Here is a 21,735-nt window from a genome sequence, read left to right on the forward strand (position 1 = left end):
ATGACCACCTCCAGGGAAGACCGCATCTCCGCGCTCCCCGCCCACCTCCGCGACCGCCTGCGCTCGCGGCTGGCCGGCACCGCCGCGCCCGCCGAGGCCATCCCCGCCGTGCCGCGCACCGGGCCGCTGCCGCTGTCCGCCGGGCAGCAGCGGCTGTGGTTCCTCGACCAGTTCCAGCCCGGTGACACCGAGTACAACAGCGCGCTGGCGCTGCGGCTGCGGGGCGTGCCGGACCTGTCGCGCCTGACCGGCGCGGTGCAGGGACTGGTGCGCCGGCACGAGTCGCTGCGCACGACCTTCGCGCAGGTCGACGGGCAGCCGGTGCAGGTCGTGCACGACGACCTGCGGCTGGACGTCCCCGTCGTGGAGGCCGACGACCTCGACGGCGCGCTGCGCGCCGAGGTCGAGCGGCCGTTCGACCTCGCGCACGGGCCGCTGTTCCGCGCGGTGGTCCTGCGCCTCGCGGCGGACGACCACGTGCTCCTGCTGACCTCTCACCACATCGTGGTCGACGGCTGGTCGCTGGGCGTGCTGGGGGACGAGCTGGGCGCGCTCTACCGGGACGAGACCCTGCCGCCGCCGGCGTTGCAGTACGCGGACTTCGCGGCGTGGCAGCAGAAGCAGCCGGTGAACGTGGACTACTGGCGCGACAAGCTGACCGGCGTCCAACCGCTGGAGCTGCCGACGGACCGACCGCGCCCCGCCGAGCGCACGACGGCCGGCGCGGCGCACGAGTTCACCGTGCCCGCGCCGCTGGCCGGACGCCTCGCGCAGCTCGCCCGGGACCACGAGACCACCCTGTTCACCGCCCTGCTCACCGCCACGCAGGCGTTGCTGGCCCGCTACACCGGGCAGGACGACATCGCGCTGGGCACGGTGACCAGCGGGCGCGGGCGGCCGGAACTCCAGCGGCTGGTCGGCTTCTTCGTCGGCACGGTCGTCGTTCGGTCTACTGTGGACAGCGCACGCACGTTCGAGGAGCTGCTCGACTCGACCAAGGCCGACGCGATGGACGCGTTCGCGCACGACGACGTGCCGTTCGACCGGGTGGTCGAGGCCGTCGCCGTGCGCCGCGACCCGAGCCGCTCCCCGCTGTTCGACGTCATGGTCGCCATGCAGAACGTGGGCGGCGCGCTGCCCGAGCTGCCCGGCCTGGCCGTGTCCGAGCAGCCGCTCACCCGGCGGCGGGCCAACTTCGACCTGAGCGTCGACTTCACCGAGACCGGCGACGGCATCCACGCGCTGGTCGAGTACGCGACCGACCTGTTCGACCCGGCGACGGTGGAGAGGTTCGGCCGCCACCTGCTCGTGCTGCTCGCCCGCGCGGTCGCCGAACCGCGCCGGCCGCTGGCCGAGGTGTCGCTGCTGCTGGGCGACGAACCGGACGCGCACGGCGTGCGGGTGGACGTCCCGCGCACCACGTTCCCGGCCCTGTTCCACGCCCGGGCCGCCCGCACGCCCGACGCCACCGCCGTGGTGTGCGACGGCGTCCGGCTCACCTTCGCCGAGCTGGCGGCCGGGGCGAACCGGCTGGCCCACCGGCTGGTCGCGGACGGCGTCGCGCCGGAGCAGGTGGTCGCCATCTCGTTGCCGCGCAGCGCGGACGCGGTGGTGGCGATCCTCGGCGTGATGACGGCCGGCGCGGTGTACCTGCCGGTGGACCCGACGCTGCCCGAGGCGCGCAAGGCCCACCTGGTCGGCGACTCCGGTGCCGTGCGGGTGATCGACGGCCCGGTGGACACCACCGGGATGCCGGACACCCCGCCCGAGGTGGCGCTGCGCCCCGACAACGCGGCGTACGTCATCTACACCTCCGGTTCCACCGGCAAGCCCAAGGGCGTGGTGGTCGAGCACCGCCACCTGGTGAACCTGCTGCACAGCCACCGCGACGACTTCGCGTCGGGGCACCTGCGGGTCGCGCTGACCGCCGTGTTCTCGTTCGACACGTCGTGGGAGGGCCTGGTGCTCATGGCCGACGGCCACGAGCTGCACGTGCTCACCGACGACGTCCGCCTGGAGCCCGGCGCGCTGGTCGGGTACGTCCAGGACCACCGGATCGACTTCCTCGACCTCACGCCGTCCTACGTCGCCCAGCTCCTGCCCGCCGGGCTGCTCGACGGCGAGCACAAGCCGAAGTTCCTGATGCTGGGCGGTGAAGCGCTCGGGGCGTCGCTGTGGCGGGAGCTGGCCGACGCGCCCACCCGCGCCTACAACTTCTACGGACCCACCGAGGCGACGGTCGACGCGGCGTCGACCCCGGTGACCGGCGACCGCCCGGTGATCGGCCGGCCGCTGCGCAACCTGACCCTCTACGTGCTCGACGCCAACCTCCAGCCGCAGCCGGTGGGCGTGCCGGGCGAGCTGTTCATCGCCGGCGCGCAGGTCGCGCGCGGCTACCTGAACCGACCCGGCCTGACCGCGTCCCGGTTCCTGGCCGACCCCTTCGGCGAGCCCGGCACGCGCATGTACCGCACCGGCGACCGGGTCCGCTGGGTCGGCGACCAGCTGGAGTACCTGGGGCGCTCGGACGACCAGGTCAAGATCCGGGGGTTCCGGATCGAGCCGGGCGAGGTCGAGGCCGCGCTGCTGAGCCACCCCGACGTGGCGGAGGCGGCGGTCGTCGCGCGCACCGACAACGGGCACACCCGCCTGGTGGGCTACGTCGTCACGACGGGTCCCGTCGAGCTGCGCGAGCACCTGCGCGGGCTGCTGCCGGACTACCAGGTCCCGGCGGCGTTCGTGGAGCTGGACCGCATCCCCCTGACCGCCAACGGCAAGCTCGACCGGGCGGCGCTGCCCGCTCCCCAGACCCGGGGCGACGACGACGACTTCGTCGCGCCGGCCACCCCGGCGGAGGCGGAGCTGGCCCGGATCTGGGCCGAGGTGCTGGGCGCGGAGCGCGTCGGCGCGCACGACAACTTCTTCACGCTGGGCGGCGACTCGATCCTGTCGATCCAGCTCGTGTCCCGCGCCCGCCAGGCCGGGTTCCGGCTCACCTCGCGGGACGTGTTCCGGCACCAGACCGTCGCCGAGCTGGCGCAGGTGTCGGCGAACGCGCCCGAGGCCGCGCCGGAGAAGGTCTTCACCGGTCCCGCTCCCCTGACACCCATCCAGCGGTGGTTCTTCGCCGAGCACGGGCCGCTGGCGCACTACACGATGACGCTGCTGCTCGAACTGGAACCGGGGGTCGAGGAGGCGGCGCTGCGGACGGCGCTGCGGGCCGTCATCGAGCACCACGACGCTTTGCGGCTGCGGTTCCGCCAGGTCGACGGGCGGTGGACCCAGGACGTGACACCGGTCCAGGACGACGTCCTGACCGTCGGGTCCGATGTGGACGCCGACACGGCGTCGGCGCGCGAAGCCCTCGACGTCGCCGACGGCCCGCTGCTGCGGGCGGTGCTCTTCCCCGGCGAGCAGCCGCAGCTCCTGCTGACCGTGCACCACCTCGCGGTGGACGGCGTGTCGTGGCGGATCCTGGTGGAAGACCTCGAAAAGGCGTACCGGGGTGTCGCGCTGGAGCCGGTCGGGACGCCGTTCACGCAGTGGGCGCACCGGCTGGCCGAGCACGTCCGGTCGGGCGCGCTGGACGACGCCCTGCCGCACTGGCGCTCGCTGCCCGAGCCGGTGGCGCTGCCGGTGGACCGCGCCGGCCGCAACACCACCGCGTCGGCCCGGACCGTGTCGGTGAAGCTGGACCGCGAGACCACCGACGCCGTGCTGCACCGGGTGCCGCCGGTCTACCGGACCCAGGTCAACGACGTGCTGCTCAGCGCGCTGGGGCGGGTGCTCGCCGACTGGACCGGGCGGGACGCCGTGGCCGTCGCGCTGGAGGGCCACGGCCGCGAGGAGCTGTTCGAGGCCGACCTGTCCCGCACGGTCGGCTGGTTCACCACGCAGTTCCCCGTGGTGCTGCCGACCGGCGACGAGTGGGGCCGCACGCTCAAGGCCGTCAAGGAGGCCCTGCGGGCGGTGCCGCACAAGGGGTTGAGCTACGAGGCGCTGGACGTCGGCACCGGCCTGCCCGCGATCTCGTTCAACTACCACGGCCGGTTCGAGGTCGCGGGCGGCGGGTTCGTCCGCGCCCGGCGGGACGCGCCCGGCGACGACGTCGCCCCCGACCGCGACCGCAGCCACCTGCTCGACGTCACCGGCCTGGTGGAGCAGGGCGAGCTGACGCTGACGTGGGAGTACTCGGAGAACGTGCACGACGCCGCGACCGTGCGGCGGCTGGCGGAAGGCGTGCTGGCGGCGCTGCGGGAGATCGTGGCGCACTGCGCGTCCCCCGGCGCCGGCGGCCACACCCCCTCGGACTTCCCGCTGGCGCGGCTCACCCAGGAGCAGGTGGACCGGATCGCCGGGCCGGACGTCGAGGACGTCTACCGGCTCACGCCGCTCCAGGCGGGCATGGTGTTCCACAGCCTGGTCGAGCCCGGCGCGTACGTCGACCGGATGCGCCTGGTGCTCGACGGCGTGACCGACCCGGCCGCGCTGTCCGAGGCGTGGCAGCGGGTCGTCGACCGGACGCCCGTCCTGCGCAGCAGCATCGTGTGGGACGGCGTGGACGAGCCCGTCCAGGTGGTGCACCGCGACGTCGTGCTGCCCTCGGACGGCGAGCTGGACCTCGGTTCCGCGCCCCTGCTGCGCGTGCGGGTCACGCCGCTGGCGGAGGACCGCGTGGAGCTGGTGTGGTCCTCGCACCACGTGATCCTGGACGGTTGGAGCACCGGCCAGGTGTTCAGCGAGGTGCTGGAGCACTACCGGGCCATCACCACCGGGCAGCCGGCGCGGCTGCCCGCCCGGCGGCCCTTCCGCGACTACCTGCGGTGGCTGGCCGACCAGGAGGGCACCGAGGGCTACTGGCGCACCGCCCTGTCCGACGTCGACGGCCCGACGCCGCTGCCGTTCGACCGGGCGCCCGCCGAGGCGCACCGGGCCGAGGCGTCGGAGTCGGTGCGGATCGGCGCGGACCTCGGCGACGCGCCGCAGCGCGCGGGCCTGACCGTCAACACGGTCGTGCAGGGCGCGTGGGCGCTGCTGCTGGCCCGGGTCTCCGGTGAGCGCGACGTGGTGTTCGGCAGCACCGTGTCCGGCCGCCCGGCCGAGCTGCCCGGTGTGGAGTCCATGGTCGGCATGTTGATCAACACCGTGCCGACCCGGGTCTCCGTCGACACGTCCGCGCGCGTCGGCACGTGGCTGCGCGAGCTCCAGGCGGCGCAGGGCGAAGCCCGCCGCTACGACCACACGTCCCTGGCCGAGATCCAGTCGTGGACCGGGACCAGGCTGTTCGACAGCGTCGTGGTGTTCGAGAACTACCCGTTCGACCAGGCGGGCGACGGCCCCCGGGTGGTCGAGGTCGACGCCGTCGACAACACCACCCTGCCGCTCACGCTCACCGCGTCGGTCACCGACCGGCTGAACCTGGAGCTGGCCTACGACCCGGAGCTGTTCGACCGGGCCACCGCCGAGCTGCTGGCCGGGTGGCTGGGCGACCTGGTCACGGCGCTGGTCCGCGACACCGGGGCCCGGATCGCCGACCTGCCGTGGCTCTCGCCGCAGGACGAGCACCGGGTGCTGGTGGCGTGGAACGAGACGGCGCTCGACACCCCGGACGCGCTCTACCCGGAGGTCTTCGCCGAGCAGGCCCGGCGCACGCCGGACGCCACCGCCCTGGTGTTCCGGGGCGACGCGCTCACGTTCGCCGAGCTGGACGCCCGCGCGAACCGCCTGGCGCACCACCTCGTCGCGCGCGGAGCGGGCCCGGAGCGCACGGTGGCCGTCCGGCTGCCGCGCACCTCGGACCTGGTCGTGGCCGTGCTGGGCGTGCTCAAGGCCGGCGCGGTGTACCTGCCGGTGGACCCGGAGCTCCCCGCCGAGCGGATCGACTTCCTGCTGGCCGACGCCGCGCCCGCGCTGGTGCTCGACGCGCTGCCCGACCTGTCCGGCCTGCCCGACACCGCTCCCCCGGTGCGCCTCCGCCCGGATCACGCGGCGTACACCATCTACACGTCCGGTTCCACCGGCCGGCCCAAGGGCGTCGTGGTGGAGCACGGGCACCTGGCGAACCTGCTCCACGCCAACCGGCACGACCTGATGGACGAGCCGACCCGGTTCGCCGTCACGGCCACGTTCTCCTTCGACACGTCGTGGGAGGGCCTGCTGTTCCTGGCCGCCGGCAACGAGCTGCACGTCATCGACGACGAGCTGCGGCTCGACCCGGCCGCCCTGGTCTCCTACGTCACCGAGCACGGCATCGGCACCGTCGACCTGACGCCGACCTACGCCCACCGGCTGATCGCCGCCGGGTTGCTGGAGTCCGGGGTGCGGCAGGTGCTCGTCGGCGGCGAGGCGGTCGACGCCGCGCTGTGGCGGCGGATCGCCGACTCGCCGGTGCGCGGCTACAACTACTACGGCCCGACCGAGACCACGGTGGACGCGGTGTCCACCGAGGTGCTCGGCGACCGGCCGGTGATCGGGCGGCCCCTGCACAACGTCCGGGCGTACGTGCTCGACGGCGACCTGCGCCCGGTGCCGCCGGGCGTGGTCGGCGAGCTGTTCGTGGCCGGCGCGCAGGTCGCGCGCGGCTACCTGGGCCGGCCGGGGCTGACCGCGCAGCGGTTCCTGCCCGACCCGTTCGGCGCGGCCGGCCGGCGCATGTACCGGACCGGTGACCGCGTCCGGTGGGTGGACGGGCGGCTGGAGTACCTGGGCCGCGCCGACGACCAGGTGAAGATCCGGGGCTTCCGGATCGAGCCCGGCGAGGTCGAGGCCGCGCTGCGGGCCGTGCCCGGGGTGCGGGACGCGGTCGTGGTGGTGCGGGACAACCGGCTGATCGGGTACGTCACCGGCACCCCGCAGGACGACCCGCGCGCCGTGCTGGGCACGGCGCTGCCGGACTACCTGGTGCCCTCGGCCGTGGTCGGGCTGGACGCGTTCCCGCTGTCCCCCAGCGGGAAGGTGGACCGCAAGGCGCTGCCCGCGCCCGAGTTCGGCGGCGTGTCCACCGCGCCGCGCACCGAGGCGGAGCGGATCGTCGCGGCGGTGTGGGCCGAGGTGCTGGGCCTGCCGGCGGTCGGCGCGGACGACAACTTCTTCGCGCTGGGCGGCGACTCGATCCTCAGCATCAACGTGACCTCGCGGCTGCGCGCCGCGTTCGGCTCGCAGCTGTCGCCGCGCGCGCTGTTCCAGCACCCCACGGTGGCCGGGTTGGCGAGCGCGATCTCCGGGCAAGAGCCGGTCGAGGCGATCCCGGCCGTGCCGCGCGACCGCGCCGCGTGGCCGCAGTCCCCGGCGCAGCGCCGGCTGTGGTTCCTCGACCAGTTCGAGCCCGGCGGCACGGAGTACGTGACGCCGACCGCGCTGCGGCTGCGCGGACCGCTGGACGTCGAGGCGCTGCGGCACGCGGTGACCGGGCTGGTCGCCCGCCACGAGTCGCTGCGCACCACGTTCGACGAGGACGTGCAGGTGGTCAACGCGCCGTTCGCCGTCGCGCTCGCGGTGGAGCACGGCCCGTGGGAGGACGTGCTGCGGCAGGAGGCCGGCACCCCGTTCGACCTGCGGCGCGGTCCGCTGGTGCGGGCCCGGCTCGTGCGCGTCGCCGACGACGACCACGTGTTCGTCCTGACCCTGCACCACATCGTCACCGACGGCTGGTCGACCGGCGTGCTGATGCGCGACCTGGCCGGCCTGTACGCGGGCGGCGACCTGCCGCCGTTGGCCGTGCAGTACGTCGACTACGCGGCCTGGCGGCAGGACCCGCCGGTGGACTACTGGGCGTCGCGCCTGGCGGACGTGCCGCCGCTGGAGCTGCCCACCGACCGGCCGAGGCTGGCGGTGCGCACCGGGGCGGGGGCGATGCACTCGTTCACGGTGCCGTCCGGTGTCGCGGACGGGTTGCGCGACCTCGCCCGGCGGCACGGCGACACGTTGTTCACCACGCTCGTCGCTGCCTGCAAGGTGCTGCTGGCCCGCTACACCGGCCAGGACGACATCGCGGTCGGCACCGCCGTGTCCGGCCGGGGCCGGGCCGAGCTGGACGACGTGGTGGGCCTGTTCGTCAACACCGTCGTCCTCCGGTCCACTGTGGACACCCGACGGACGTTCACCGAGTTCCTGGCCGACGTGCGCACCACCGTGCGGGACGGCCTCGCCCACCAGGACGTGCCGTTCGAGCGCGTGGTGGAAGCGGTCCGGCCGGACCGCGACCCGAGCCGCAACGCCCTGTTCGACGTGATGGTGCTGGTGCAGAACACCGGGACCGAGGTGCCGGCGCTGCCCGGCCTGCGGGTGGGCGAGCTGCCGCTGCCGCTGTCCACCGCGACCTGCGACCTCACCTTCGAGTTCGGCGAGGCGGACGGGGAGCTGCACGGCGCGGTCGAGTACAGCACCGACCTGTTCGACGCCGGCACGGTCGACCGGGTGTCGCGCCACCTGGTGGCCCTGCTCGCCGAGGTCGTCGCCGACCCCGACCGGCCGACCGCGACCATCCCGCTGGTGCTGGGCGACGAGCCCGACCACCGGGGCACCACCCGCCCGGTGCCGGACACCACGTTCCCGGCGCTGTTCGAGGCGCAGGCCGTGCGCACGCCGGACGCGACCGCGCTCGTGTGCGGCGAGACCCGCCTGACCTACGCCGAGGTGGACGCGCGGGCGAACCGCCTGGCCCACCACCTGGTGGCGCGGGGCGCGGCCCCGGAGCGCACGGTCGCGGTGACGCTGCCGCGCTCGGCCGACGTGGTCGTGGCGATCCTGGCCGTGCACAAGGCGGGCGCGGTGTTCCTGCCCGTCGACCGGGACCTGCCGCGCGAGCGCGTGGAGTTCCTGCTGGCCGACGCCGACCCGGCGCTGGTGCTCGACGCCGTGCCCGACCTGGCCTCCTGCCCGCAGACCCGGCCCGACGTGCGGGTCCGGCCGAACCAGGCGGCGTACGTGATCTACACCTCCGGGTCGACCGGCACGCCCAAGGGCGTCGTGGTGGAGCACCGCCAACTGGTGAACCTCCTGCACAACCACCGCCACGACTTCGCCCGCGAGCCGCTGCGGGTGGCGCTGTCCGCCGTGTTCTCCTTCGACACGTCGTGGGAGGGTCCGCTGCTCATGGCCGACGGGCACGAGCTGCACGTGCTGCCCGACGACGTGCGGCTGGAGCCGACCGCGCTGGTGGAGTACGTGCGGGAGCACCGGATCGACTTCCTCGACCTCACCCCGTCCTACGTGCGCCAGCTCCTGCCCGCCGGGCTGCTCGACGGCGAGCACAAGCCGAAGGTGCTCATGCTCGGCGGTGAAGCGCTGCCGGACTCGCTGTGGCAGCAGCTCGCGGACGCGCCGACCCGCGCGTACAACTTCTACGGCCCCACGGAGACGACGGTCGACGCCGTCTCCACGCCCGTGGTGGGCGACCGGCCGGTGATCGGCCGCCCGCTGGACAACCTGGTCGCCTACGTGCTGGACGACGACCTCCAGCCCACGCCGACCGGCGTGCCGGGCGGCCTGTTCCTCGCCGGGGCGCAGGTCGCGCGCGGCTACCTGAACCGACCCGGCCTGACCGCGTCCCGGTTCCTGGCCGACCCCTTCGGCGAGCCCGGCACGCGCATGTACCGCACCGGCGACCGGGTCCGCTGGGTCGGCGACCAGCTCGACTACCTCGGCCGGGACGACGACCAGGTGAAGGTCCGGGGCTTCCGGATCGAACTGGGCGAGGTCGAGGCCGCCGTGCAGCAGCACCCGGACGTCGCCCAGGCCGTCGTCGTGGCACGGGAGCACAACGGGCACAACAGGCTCGTCGCGTACACCGTCGGCACGGCCGCGAACCTGGCCGGGTGGCTCAAGGACCGCCTGCCGGACTACCTGGTGCCGTCGGCGTTCGTGTCGCTGGAGTCGATCCCGATGACGCCGAGCGGCAAGGTGGACCGCCGCGCGCTGCCCGCCCCGACCTTCACCGACGCCGGGTACGTCGCGCCGGCCGAGGGCACGGCCACCGAGCTGGCCGCGATCTGGGCGGACGTGCTGGGGGTGGAGCGGGTCGGCGCGCGGGACAACTTCTTCGCGCTGGGCGGCGACTCCATCCTCAGTATGCAGGTGGTGTCACGGGCCAGGCAGGCGGGGATGCGGCTGACGTCCAAGGACATCTTCCTGCGCCAGACGGTGGCCGATCTCGCGCTCGCCGTCACCGAGGACACCGGGACCGTGCACCGCACGCCCACCGGGCCGGTGCCGCTGACCCCGATCCAGCGCTGGTTCTTCGCCGAGCACGGGCCGCTGGCGCACTTCACGATGTCCGTGCTCACCGCGCTGGACCACGTCGACGAGCCCGCGCTGCGCGCCGCGCTGGCGACGGTCGTCGCGCACCACGACGCCCTGCGCACCCGGTTCACCCAGGTCGACGGGCAGTGGTGCCAGCAGGTCGCCGACACGGAGGTCGACGTGCTGCGGGTGGCGTCCACAGTGGACTACGAGGTGGAAGCCGCCGTCGCGCGGGCTGCGCTGGACCTCCGGAGCGGACCGCTGTTCCAGGCCGTCCTGTTCCCGGACGGCAAGCTGTTCCTGACCGCGCACCACCTCGTGGTGGACGCGGTGTCGTGGCGGATCGTCTTGGACGACCTCGCCACCGCTTACCGGGGCGGGCAGCTCCGGCCGAAGTCCACCGCGTTCGCCGACTGGGCGCACCGGCTCGACGCCCACGTCCGGGAAGGAGCGTTCGACCGGTCCCTGCCGCACTGGCTGGCGACGCCGTCCGACGAGCCCGTCCCCACCACGGCGGGCAGCGCCCGCAGCGTGACCGTGCGGCTGGGCGAGGACGACACCGCCGCGCTGCTGCACGAGGTGCCCGAGGCGTACCGCACCCAGGTCAACGACGTGCTGCTGACGGCGTTGGCGTCGGCGTTCGCCGGCCGCGCCCTGGTCACGCTGGAGGGCCACGGCCGGGAGGAGCTGTTCGACGTCGACCTGTCCCGCACGGTCGGCTGGTTCACCGCGCAGTTCCCGGTGGCGCTGGAGATCCCCGGTGCCGACCGGGGAGCCGTCGACTGGGGCAGTGCGCTCAAGGCGGTGAAGGAGCAGTTGCGCGCCGTGCCGGACCGGGGCCTGAGCTACGAGGCGTTGCGCTACGCGGACCGGGGGCTGACCGGCCGGCTGCCGAACGTGTGCTTCAACTACCTGGGCCAGTTCGAGTCCGGGTCGATCAGCGACGGCGAGCACGGCCGCGACGTGCCGGACGGGCTGGTCCGCCCGCACCTGCTCGACATCACCGCGGCCGTGGCGGGCGGTGAACTCGCGCTGGACTGGGAGTACTCCACCGAGGTGCACGACAAGGCGGCCGTGCGGGCGTTGGCCGACCGGATGGTCGACGCCCTGCGCGCCATCGTGGCGCACTGCGCGTCACCGGGGTCGTGGGGCCGCACGCCTTCCGACTTCCCGCTGGCGCGGCTCGACCAGCGCCAGGTGGACCGGATCGCCCGGCCCGACGTCGAGGACGTCTACCCGCTGACGCCGTTGCAGTCCGGCATGTTGTTCCACGGCCTGGTGGACGACAGCACCGCGTACTTCAACCAGCTCCGCGTCCGCCTGTCCAACGTGGACTCCCCCGAGCGGTTGGCGCGGGCGTGGCAGGCGGTGGTCGACCGCACGCCGATCCTGCGCACGGCCGTGGTGTGGGAGGGCGTGGACGAGCCGGTGCAGGTCGTGCACCGCGACGTCGTCGTGCCGGTGGAGTTCGCGCCGGTCACCGACGAGCTGGTGGCCCGGGACGCGCGGGAGGGCCTCGACCTGACCCGGGCACCGCTGATGCGGCTGACCGTCGGGCGGGTCTCCGACCACGAGGTGGACCTGCTGTGGACGTCGCACCACCTGCTGCTGGACGGCTGGAGCACCGCGCAGGTGTTCGGCGAGGTGCTGGCCGAGTACGCGGGCGGCACGCCGGTCGCGCGCCGGCCGTTCCGGGACTACCTGGGGTGGCTGGCCGACCAGGACCCGGCGGCGGCCGAGGAGCACTGGCGCGGTGTGCTCGCCGGGGTCACCGACCGCACCCCGCTGCCGTACGACCGCGCGCCGGCCGACGCGCACCGGGCCGAGTCGACCGCGCAGGTCGTGCTGGACCTGCCCGCCGCGCGGCTCGCGGACGTCGCCCGCGCCAACGGGCTGACGGTGAACACGCTGGTGCAGGGCGCGTGGGCGCTGCTGCTGGCCCGGGTGTCCGGTGAGCGCGACGTCGTGTTCGGCACCACGGTGTCCGGGCGTCCCGCCGAGCTGCCCGGCGTGGAGGACATGGTCGGCATGTTCATCAACACCGTGCCCACCAGGGTGTCGGTGGACCCGGGCGAGGACGTGCTGCCGTGGCTGCGCCGGTTGCAGGAGGCGCAGACCGAGTCGCGGCGGTTCGACTTCGTGTCGCTGGCGCAGGTGCAGTCCTGGGCCGGCGGGCCGCTGTTCGACAGCCTGCTGGCGTTCGAGAACTACCCGGTGGAGGCGGCGACCGACGACGCGCCGCAGGTCGGCGAGGTCGACGGGCTGGACACGACGACGTTCCCGCTGACCGTGCGGGCGCACGTGGACGACCGGTTGCACGTCGAGCTGACCTACGACCCGAGGCTGTTCGACCGTTCCACGGTCGGCCGGCTCGGCGACCGGTTGACCCGGTTGCTCGCGGGCCTGGGCGACGACCCGGACCGGACGGTCGGCGAGCTGCCGTGGCTGTCCGACGAGGAGCGCCACCAGGTGCTGGTGGAGTGGAACGGCCGGGAGACCAGCCGGCCCACCTCGACCATCCCGGGGCTGTTCGCCGCCCAGGCCGCGCGCACGCCGGACGCCGTCGCGGTCACCTTCGAGGGTCTCGCCCTGACCTACCGCGAGCTGGACGAGCACGCGAACCGGTTGGCGCACCACCTCATCGAACTCGGCGCGGGCCCCGAAAAACTGGTGGCGCTCCTGCTGCCCCGCAGCGCCGACCTCGTCGTCGCCGTGCTCGCAGTGCTCAAGTCCGGCGCGGCGTACCTGCCCATCGATCCTGCCTACCCGGCCGACCGGATCGCGGGCACCATCGCCGACGCCCAGCCCGTGACCGTGCTCGACGCAGTGCCCGACGTGTCCGCACATCCCGCCGTGGCACCGGAAACGGGCCTGCGGCCGGAGCACCCGGCGTACGTCATCTACACGTCCGGCTCGACCGGCAAGCCCAAGGGCGTGATCATCCCGCACAGCAACGTGGAGCGGCTGTTCTCGGCGACGGACCACTGGTTCGGCTTCGGCGAGAACGACGTGTGGACGCTGTTCCACAGCTACGCCTTCGACTTCTCCGTCTGGGAACTGTGGGGGCCGCTGCTGCACGGCGGACGACTCGTCGTCGTCCCCCACGACGTCTCGCGCTCGCCCGGCGACTTCGCGCGCCTCCTGCGCGACGAAGGCGTCACCGTGCTCAACCAGACCCCGTCGGCGTTCTACCAGCTACTGCCCGAACAGCCCGATCCGCGCCTGGTCATCTTCGGCGGTGAAGCGCTCGACCTGGCCAAGGTCAAGGGGTGGCAGGGCAGCGGCACGTTGGTCAACATGTACGGGATCACCGAGACCACCGTCCACGTCACCCACACCGAGGCGGACGGCAGCATCGGCGTCCCGATCCCCGACCTGCGCGTCTACGTGCTGGACGACGACCTGCGGCCGGTCCCGCCCGGCGTGACCGGGGAGATGCACGTCGCCGGCCCCGGCCTCGCCCGGGGCTACCTGAACCGGCCGGGGCTCACCGCCTCGCGGTTCGTGGCGAACCCCTTCGGCGAGCCCGGTTCCCGGATGTACCGGACCGGCGACCTGGCCCGCTGGGAGGACGGCCGGCTGCACTACCTGGGCCGCGCCGACCACCAGGTGAAGATCCGGGGCTTCCGGATCGAGCTGGGAGAGGTCGAAGCGGTGCTGGCGGACTTCCCGTCCGTGCGGCAGGTCGCCGTGGTCGTGCGCGACGAACGCCTGGTGGCCTACGTGGTCGCCGACGACGTGCCGGTGGTGGAGCTGCGGGAGCACGCGGCGCGGTCGCTGCCCGAGCACATGGTGCCCGCCGCGTACGTGGTGCTGGACCGGTTGCCGCTCAACGCCAACGGCAAGCTCGACCGGGCGGCGCTGCCCGCGCCCGACCGCGACGCGTCGGTCGGCGACGGGTACGCGGCACCGCGCACCGAGGCCGAACGGCTGGTCGCCGCCGTGTGGGAGGACGTGCTGGGTCTCGACCGGGTCGGCGCGGACGACAACTTCTTCGCCCTGGGCGGCGACTCGATCCTGAGCATCCGGGTCGCGTCGCGGCTGCGCGAGTCGTTCGACCTCTCGCCGCGCGCGCTGTTCGACCACCCCACGGTGGCGGGTCTGGCCGCCGCGCTGACCGGCGGCGCGCTCGCGCCCATCCCCCGGGCCACGGGCGACTTCCCGCTGTCGTTCGCGCAGCAGCGCCTGTGGTTCCTCGACCAGTTCTCCCCCGGCGGCACGGAGTACGTCACGCCGTTCGCCGTGCGGCTGGTCGGTGACCTCGACGTGGCGCGGCTGGAGCGCGCCCTGTCGGACCTGGTGGCGCGGCACGAGTCGCTGCGCACGACGTTCCCCGCCGTGGACGGGCTGCCCGTGCAGGTGGTGCACCCGCCGTACGAGGTGCGGTTGCCCGTCCTCGACGCCCTGCCGGAGGTCGAGCCGTTCGACTTGGGCGCCGGGCCGCTGTTCCGGCCGGCCCTGGTGCGGACCGGGCCGGACGAGCACGTGCTCGCGCTGACGATGCACCACATCGTCACCGACGGCTGGTCGGGCGGTGTCCTGCTGACCGACCTGGCCGAGCTGTACGCGGGCGGCGAGCCGGCCGAGCCCGCCGTGCGGTACGTCGACTTCGCGGCGTGGCAGCGGGAACTGCCGCTGGACGAGCACCTCGCGTACTGGCGGGACCAGTTGGCGGGTGTGCCCGCGCTGGAACTGCCCACCGACCGGCCGCGCCCGCCGGTCCACACGAACGCGGGCGCGCAACTGGAGTTCTCGGTGTCCGGTCGGGTCGCCGACGCGCTGCGGGACATCGCGCGGCGCCACGACAGCACGCTGTTCACGGCGCTGGTCGCGGCGTGCCAGGTGTTGTTCCACCGCTGGTCGGGTCAGGACGACTTCGCCATCGGCACGGTCGCGGCCGGGCGGGAGCGGCCCGAGTTCGAGCGGGTGGTCGGCTTCTTCGTCAACACGCTGACGCTGCGCGCCCGGATCGACCCGCTGGTGTCCTTCCCCGAGTTCCTCGGGCAGGTGCGCGGCACCGTGCTGGACGCGTTCGCGCACCAGGACGTGCCGTTCGAGCGCGTGGTGGACGCCGTCCAGCCGGACCGCGACACCAGCCGCACCCCGCTGTTCCAGGCCGTGGTGGCGTTGCAGAACGCACCCCGGGCGTCCGGGTTCGCCGACCTGGTGGCGACCGACGTCGACCAGCCGGTGGTGTCCACCGGGTTCGACGTGACGGTCGAGTTCACCGAGCTGGACGGCGGCGGGCTCGCCGGGTCGATCGAGTACAACACCGACCTGTTCGACGCCGTGACGGTCACCCGCCTGGCGCTGCACCTGGGCGTGCTGCTGGACGGCATCGCCGAGGACGCCGACCGCCCGCTGTGGACCCTCCCGGTGCTGCCGCCCGTGGAGCGCGCGGCGGTGCGGCGGTTCGGCACGGGCGGGACCCCGGCCCCGTTCGAGCCCTTCGCCCGCCTGGTTGAGGCGCAGGTCGCGCGCACGCCCGACGCCCCGGCGCTGGTCGGGGCCGAGGAGCTGACCTACGCGGAGCTCAACGCCCGCGCCAACCGGTTGGCGCACCACCTGATCGCGCAGGGGGCGGGGCCGGAGCGGGTCGTCGCGGTCGCGCTGCCCAGGTCCGCCGCGCTGGTCGTGGCGGAGCTGGCCGTGCTGAAGGCCGGCGCGGCGTTCCTGCCGGTCGACCCGGCGTACCCGGCGGAGCGCATCGCGTTCATGCTCGACGACGCGCGGCCCCTGCTGGTGCTGGACGGGCCGGTGGACGTGGCCGACCGGCCCGACACCGACCCCGGCGTGCCGGTCCTGGCCGACCACCCGGCGTACGTGATCTACACGTCGGGCTCGACCGGCCGGCCCAAGGGCGTCGTGGTGTCCCACCGGGGCATCGCCGCGTTCTCCGCCGCCGAGGTCGCGCACCTCGACGTGCGGCCAGGTGACCGGGTGCTCCAGTTCTCCTCGCCCAGCTTCGACGCCTCGGTGCTCGAACTGTGCATGGCGCTGCCGGCCGGTGCCGCGCTCGTCGTGCCGCCGGAGGGGCCGCTGCTGGGCGACCAGCTCGCCGACGTGATCGCCGGGCAGCGCGTGACGCACGCGCTGATCCCGCCGGTCGCGCTGGCCACCGTCCCGGACGTGCCGCTGCCGGAGTTCCGGACGCTGGTCGTCGGCGGCGACGCGTGCTCGGCGGACCTGGTCGCCCGGTGGGCACCGGGGCGGCGGATGGTCAACGCCTACGGGCCCACCGAGTCCACCGTGGTGACCTCGTGGAGCGAACCGCTGACCCCCGGCGGCACGCCGCCGATCGGCCGGCCGATCCCCGGCACCCGCGCGCACGTGCTCGACGCGGCGTTGCAGCCCACGCCGATCGGCGTGCCCGGCGAGCTGTACGTGTCGGGCGTCGGGTTGGCGCGCGGCTACCTCGACCGGCCCGGCCTGACCGCGTCGCGGTTCGTGGCGGACCCGTTCGACGGCGGCCGGATGTACCGGACCGGCGACGTCGTGCGGTGGAACCGGGACGGCGAGCTGGAGTTCGTCGGCCGGGCCGACGAGCAGGTCAAGATCCGGGGCTTCCGGATCGAGCTGGGCGAGATCGAGACCGCGCTGCTGCGGCACCCGGACGTGCGGGAGGCCGTCGTGGTCGCGCGCGCCGACGCGGGCGGCCACAAGCGCCTGGTGGCCTACGTGGTGGGCGCGGCGGAGAAGCTGCGGGAGTTCCTCGGCGAGTCGCTGCCGGACTACCTGGTGCCCTCGGTGTTCGTGCCGGTGGACGCGATCCCGGTCAGCCCCAACGGGAAGGTGGACCGGGCCCGCCTGCCGGAGCCGGACTTCTCGGCGCTGTCGGCGGTCGGGTACGTGCCGCCGGACGGCCCGGTGGAGGAGGCGCTGGCCGGGGTGTGGGCGGACGTGCTGGGCGTGCCCCGGGTCGGCTCGGCGGACAACTTCTTCGCGCTGGGCGGCGACTCGATCCTGAGTATGCAGGTGGTGGCACGAGCCCGGCAGGCCGGTCTGCGGTTCACCACCAAGGAGCTGTTCGCCCACCAGACGGTGGCGCAGCTCGCGCCGGTGGTCCGGGTGGAGGAGTCCGCCGGCGACCAGGCGGCCGTGGTCGGCGAGGTGCCGCTCACGCCGATCCAGCACTGGTTCCTGCACTCGGGGCGGCGCAACCCGCACCACTTCAACCAGTCGCACTTCGTGGAGCTGGACCCGGACGTGGACGTCGACCGGTTGCACCGCGCGCTCAAAGCGGTGCTGGCCCAGCACGACGCGCTGCGGATGCGGTTCACCCGGGTCGACGGCACGTGGCGGCAGGAGAACGCGGACGTGTCCGACGCCGACGTGCTGACGATCGTGTCCGACGTGGACGACCGGGAGGCGTTCGCCGACCGGGTGCACGCCGGGTTCGACATCGGCGAGGGGCCGCTGTTCAAGGCGGTGCTGTTCACCGACTCCGGCCGGCCGCAGCTGCTCCTGGTGGCGCACCACCTGGTGGTGGACGGCGTGTCCTGGCGGATCGTCCTCGACGACCTGGAGACCGCCTACGGCGGCGGGGACCTGGGCGCGAAGACGACGTCGTTCCAGGCGTGGGCCCGGCGGCTGACCGAGCACGTCGGGAGCGGCGGGTTCGACGCCGAGGTGCCGTACTGGGACAAGCCGCTGCCGGCGCAGCAGGAGTCGTCCGCGCCGGCCGAGGTGGTGACCGTCGAGCTGGACGAGGCCGACACGGAGGCGTTGCTGCGCGGCGCCCCGGCCGCCTACCGGACGCGGATCAACGACGTGCTGCTGGCGGCGCTGGCGTGGTCGCTGTCGCGGTGGACGGGGTCGCCGAAGGTGTCGGTCGACCTCGAGGGCCACGGCCGCGAGGACCTGTTCGACGACGTGGACCTCTCGCGCACGGTCGGCTGGTTCACCACGGTGTTCCCGGTCGAGCTGGAGGTCCCGGACGGCGACTGGCGCAGCCGGGTCAAGGCGGTGCGCCGGCAGCTGCGCGCCGTGCCGGGCAACGGCATCGGGTACGGGGCGCTGCGGCAGCACGGCAAGGTCGCCGGCGGCGGCGTGCCGGCGGTCGCGTTCAACTACCTGGGCCAGTTCGACTCCGGCTCGGAGGAGTCCGGGCTCTACCGCGCGGTGCTGCCGTCGATCGGGCACGAGCACGACCCGGACGACCGGGCCGAGCACCTGGTCGACGTGGTCGGCGAGGCCGGCGGCGGGCGGCTCGGGTTCTCCTGGTACTACCACCCGGACGTGCACGCGCCGGAAGTGGTGGAGCAGGTGGCCGCCGACTTCGGGTTCGCGCTGCGGGCGATCGCCGAGGACTGCCGGGGTGCCGTGTGACGACCTCGTTGGCGCGCAACCGGAACTACACGCTGCTGTGGGGCGGCCAAGCGCTCGCCGAGGTCGGGTTCTCGGCCTCCATGCTCGCGCTGCCCCTGCTGGTGCTGGCGATCACCGGGTCGCCGGTGCAGTCCGGCCTGGTGCTCACCGTGGACGCCACCGCCCAGCTGGTCGCGGGCGTGCCGGCCGGCGTGCTGGTGGACCGGCTGGACCGGCGCCGGATCATGCTGGCGTGCGAGGCCGCGCAGGTGGTGGCCCTGGCGTCGCTGGTGGTGGCGCTGCTCGTCGGCGTGCCGGCGTTCTGGCACATGGCGGCGGTGGCGGCGGTGCTCGGCGTGTGCCGGGCGCTGTTCGAACCCGCCGAGGACGCCTGCCTGCCGCGCCTGGTGCCCGACGAGCAGCTCTCCACGGCCGTGGCGATGAACGCGGCGCGCTCCTCGATGGGCCAGGCGGTCGGCACCACGCTGGGCGGCGCGCTGTTCGCCGTGACGCGGTGGCTGCCGTTCCTGCTCGACCTGGTCACGCACTGCCTGGCGTTCGTGGCGCTGGTGTTTCTGCGGGTGCCGCGCCGGGAACCCGTCGTGGACCGGCGGCACTTCGTCCGGGAGATGGGTGACGGGCTCAAGTGGGTGTGGCAGCGGCGGGAGATCCGGGTCACCGCGTTGTGCGCGGTCGTGCTGAACCTGTTCTTCACCGCGTTCTACCTGGTGGTCATCGTGCTCGCGGAGGCGCGCGGGGTGTCGTCCGCCGCGATCGGCCTGATGGCCGCCATGCTCGGCGTCGGCGGGGTGGTGGGTGCGCTGATCGCACCGTGGCTGCACCGCGCGCTGGACTCGTACGTGTCGATCGCGTCGGTGTTCTGGGTGCTGACCCTGCTGACGCCGGTCGCGTACTTCGTCTCCGACGGTGTGACGATGGGCGTGCTGTTCGCGCTCATGACGTTGTTGGCGCCCACCGCGAACACCACGATCTCGACGCACCAACTGCTGTTGACGCCCGACGAGCTGCGCGGGCGGATGAGCGGGGTGCTGTCGGTCGTGGTGGGCGCGGCGGGCGCGCTGGGGCCCGCCCTGGGCGGGCTCCTCACCGAGTTCCTCGCCGCCGACCGGGCCGTCCTGGTCTGTGCGGTCGGGATCGCCGTGGTTACCGCGTTCGTGACGGTCAGTCCGACCTTGCGGCGCTATTCAGTCGATCAGGAAGGTGTTTCCGATGAGGTCTGACATCGCCTACCAGGTGCTGGTGAACGAGGAGGGCCAGTACTCCCTGTGGCCGGCCCACCAGCCGGTCCCGGCGGGCTGGGTCGCGGACGGCAAGACGGGCACCCTGGACGAGTGCTCCGCGCACGTCGACGAGGTGTGGACCGACATGCGGCCGAAGTCGTTGCGGGACGCGATGGCCGGCTGACCCCCTTCCCGTGCAACGGCCCGTGCCGGGTCCCATCGGCGCGGGCTGTTGCGCGTTGAGCCGGAATACGTTGCGCCACAGGGAAAACGCGCTCCTGCCACTCTGCGGGCCGGGCACCTCCCCGCGTATCGTGCGGTGTGGGACCGCCCGATGACGCTATGAGGCAGGAGGCAGACCCATGAAGTGGTGGTCGGTGCCGTCGGCGCTGCTGGTGCTGGCCGGGACGCTCGTCGGCCCGGTGGCCGGCGCGACCGGTGATCCCGGACGACCCGTGGTGCGGACGGAGAACGGCGCGGTGCGCGGCTCGTCGGACGGCAGAACCGCCGTGTTCAAGGGGATCCCGTACGCCGACCCGCCTGTGGGCGAACTGCGGTGGCGCGACCCGCGCCCCGTACGGCCCTGGCACGGCGTGCGGGACGCCGGCCGACCGGGACCGGTCTGCGCGCAGGACCCGGGAGAGGTCCCGGACGGGAGCGTGCACGAGGACTGCCTGTACCTGAACGTGACCAGGCCGGAGAACCGCTCGGGTGGACCGGCGCCGGTGATCGTGTGGCTGCACGGCGGCGGCTTCTACATGGGCGCGGGCAGCAACTACGACCCGGCGCGGATGGTCGAGCGCGGTGGCGTCGTGGTGGTGACGTTCAACTACCGCCTCGGCGTGTTCGGCTTCTTCGGCCACCCCGGGCTGGCCGGCTCGGGGCAGTTCGGCCTCGCCGACCAGCAGGCCGCGCTGCGCTGGGTGCGGCGCAACGTCGCGGCGTTCGGCGGCGACCCGGGCCGCGTGACCGTGGCGGGCCAGTCCGCCGGCGCGATCAGCGCCTGCGCCCACCTCACGTCCCGCCCGGCGGCCGGGCTCGTCGACCGGGTGGTGTCGCAGAGCGGGTCGTGCGACCTGAGCTGGGCCGCCGGCGCGGAGTACCGCGCCGAGCCGGCGGACGCGATCTTCGAACCGCTCGCCGGCGTCGAGGAGCGCGGCAGGCGGGCGGCGGGCGAGCTGGGCTGCGCCGGCACCGCGCCGGCGGTCGTGCTCGACTGCCTGCGCGGGCTGCCCGTGGAGGTGGTGCGGAAGGTCCACAAGCGGTTCATCCAGCCCGCCCACGGCAACGGCCTGCTGCCGGACGACCCGGTTGCCGCGCTGGCGTCCGGCCGGTTCCACCGGGTGCCGGTGCTGACCGGGCAGACCCGCGACGAGGCGACCCTGGCCACGTCGATCTACGACAGGCTCCAGCCGATGGGTGAGCAGACCTACCGGGAGGTGATGGCCGAGGCGTTCGGCGCGCGCCTGCCCGAGGTGGAGGCCGAGTACCCCCGTTCCGCCTACGGCTCGGCCGCCCTGGCGTGGAGCGCCGTGGTCACGGACCGGAAGTGGACGTGCACGCAGCTCACCACCTCCCGGCGGCTGGCCCGGCACGTGCCGGTGTACCACTACGAGTTCGCCGACCCGCAGGCCCCGCTGCTGACCGAGCCACCGATGCCGATGGGCGCCTACCACTCCTCGGACCTGTGGTCGCTGTTCGTGCTGGGCGGCCGTCCCCACCGGCTGACGCCGGAGCAGCAGGTCCTGGCCGACCGCATGGTGGACTACTGGACGAGCTTCGCGGCAACCGGCGACCCGAACGGCCCCGGCCGCCCGCACTGGCCCCGGTTCGACGTGCGCGCGAGCACCCCGCACGTCCAGGACCTCGCGCCCGGCGAGCACGGCATCGGCCCGGTGGACCTGGCCACCCGCCACCACTGCCGCTTCTGGGCCGGGATGCCCTGACG

The 21,735-nt window shown here is 74.0% G+C and carries 4 protein-coding genes; all 4 read left to right on the forward strand.

The window, feature by feature from the left end:
- Nucleotides 1–18,567 (forward strand): non-ribosomal peptide synthase/polyketide synthase, encoded by an 18,567-nt coding sequence (locus AB0I60_RS13220; protein ID WP_360728897.1) that lies wholly within the window; start codon nucleotides 1–3, stop codon nucleotides 18,565–18,567.
- Entirely contained in the window at nucleotides 18,564–19,787 is a 1,224-nt protein-coding gene (locus AB0I60_RS13225; RefSeq protein WP_360728899.1) for an MFS transporter, read from the forward strand. Before AB0I60_RS13220 ends, AB0I60_RS13225 begins: the two co-directional genes overlap by 4 nt.
- Nucleotides 19,777–19,971 carry an MbtH family NRPS accessory protein gene (locus AB0I60_RS13230; protein ID WP_360728901.1) on the forward strand — a complete coding sequence of 65 codons (195 nt, stop codon included), beginning with the start codon at nucleotides 19,777–19,779 and terminating at the stop codon, nucleotides 19,969–19,971. The genes AB0I60_RS13225 and AB0I60_RS13230 overlap by 11 nt, the downstream gene beginning before the upstream one ends.
- Before the next feature lie 178 nt (nucleotides 19,972–20,149).
- Nucleotides 20,150–21,733 carry a carboxylesterase family protein gene (locus AB0I60_RS13235; protein WP_360728904.1) on the forward strand — a complete coding sequence of 528 codons (1,584 nt, stop codon included), beginning with the start codon at nucleotides 20,150–20,152 and terminating at the stop codon, nucleotides 21,731–21,733.
- The last annotated feature ends 2 nt before the right edge of the window (nucleotides 21,734–21,735 follow it).

Source organism: Actinosynnema sp. NPDC050436, from assembly GCF_040655415.1.
GTDB lineage: Bacteria > Actinomycetota > Actinomycetes > Mycobacteriales > Pseudonocardiaceae > Actinosynnema.

Excerpts from the sequence above, each read along its gene's own strand:
- AB0I60_RS13220 (WP_360728897.1), top strand. The coding sequence starts at position 1 with ATGACCACCTCCAGGGAAGACCGCATCTCCGCGCTCCCCGCCCACCTC.
- AB0I60_RS13235 (WP_360728904.1), top strand. The coding sequence starts at position 20,150 with ATGAAGTGGTGGTCGGTGCCGTCGGCGCTGCTGGTGCTGGCCGGGACG.
- AB0I60_RS13230 (WP_360728901.1), top strand. The coding sequence starts at position 19,777 with ATGAGGTCTGACATCGCCTACCAGGTGCTGGTGAACGAGGAGGGCCAG.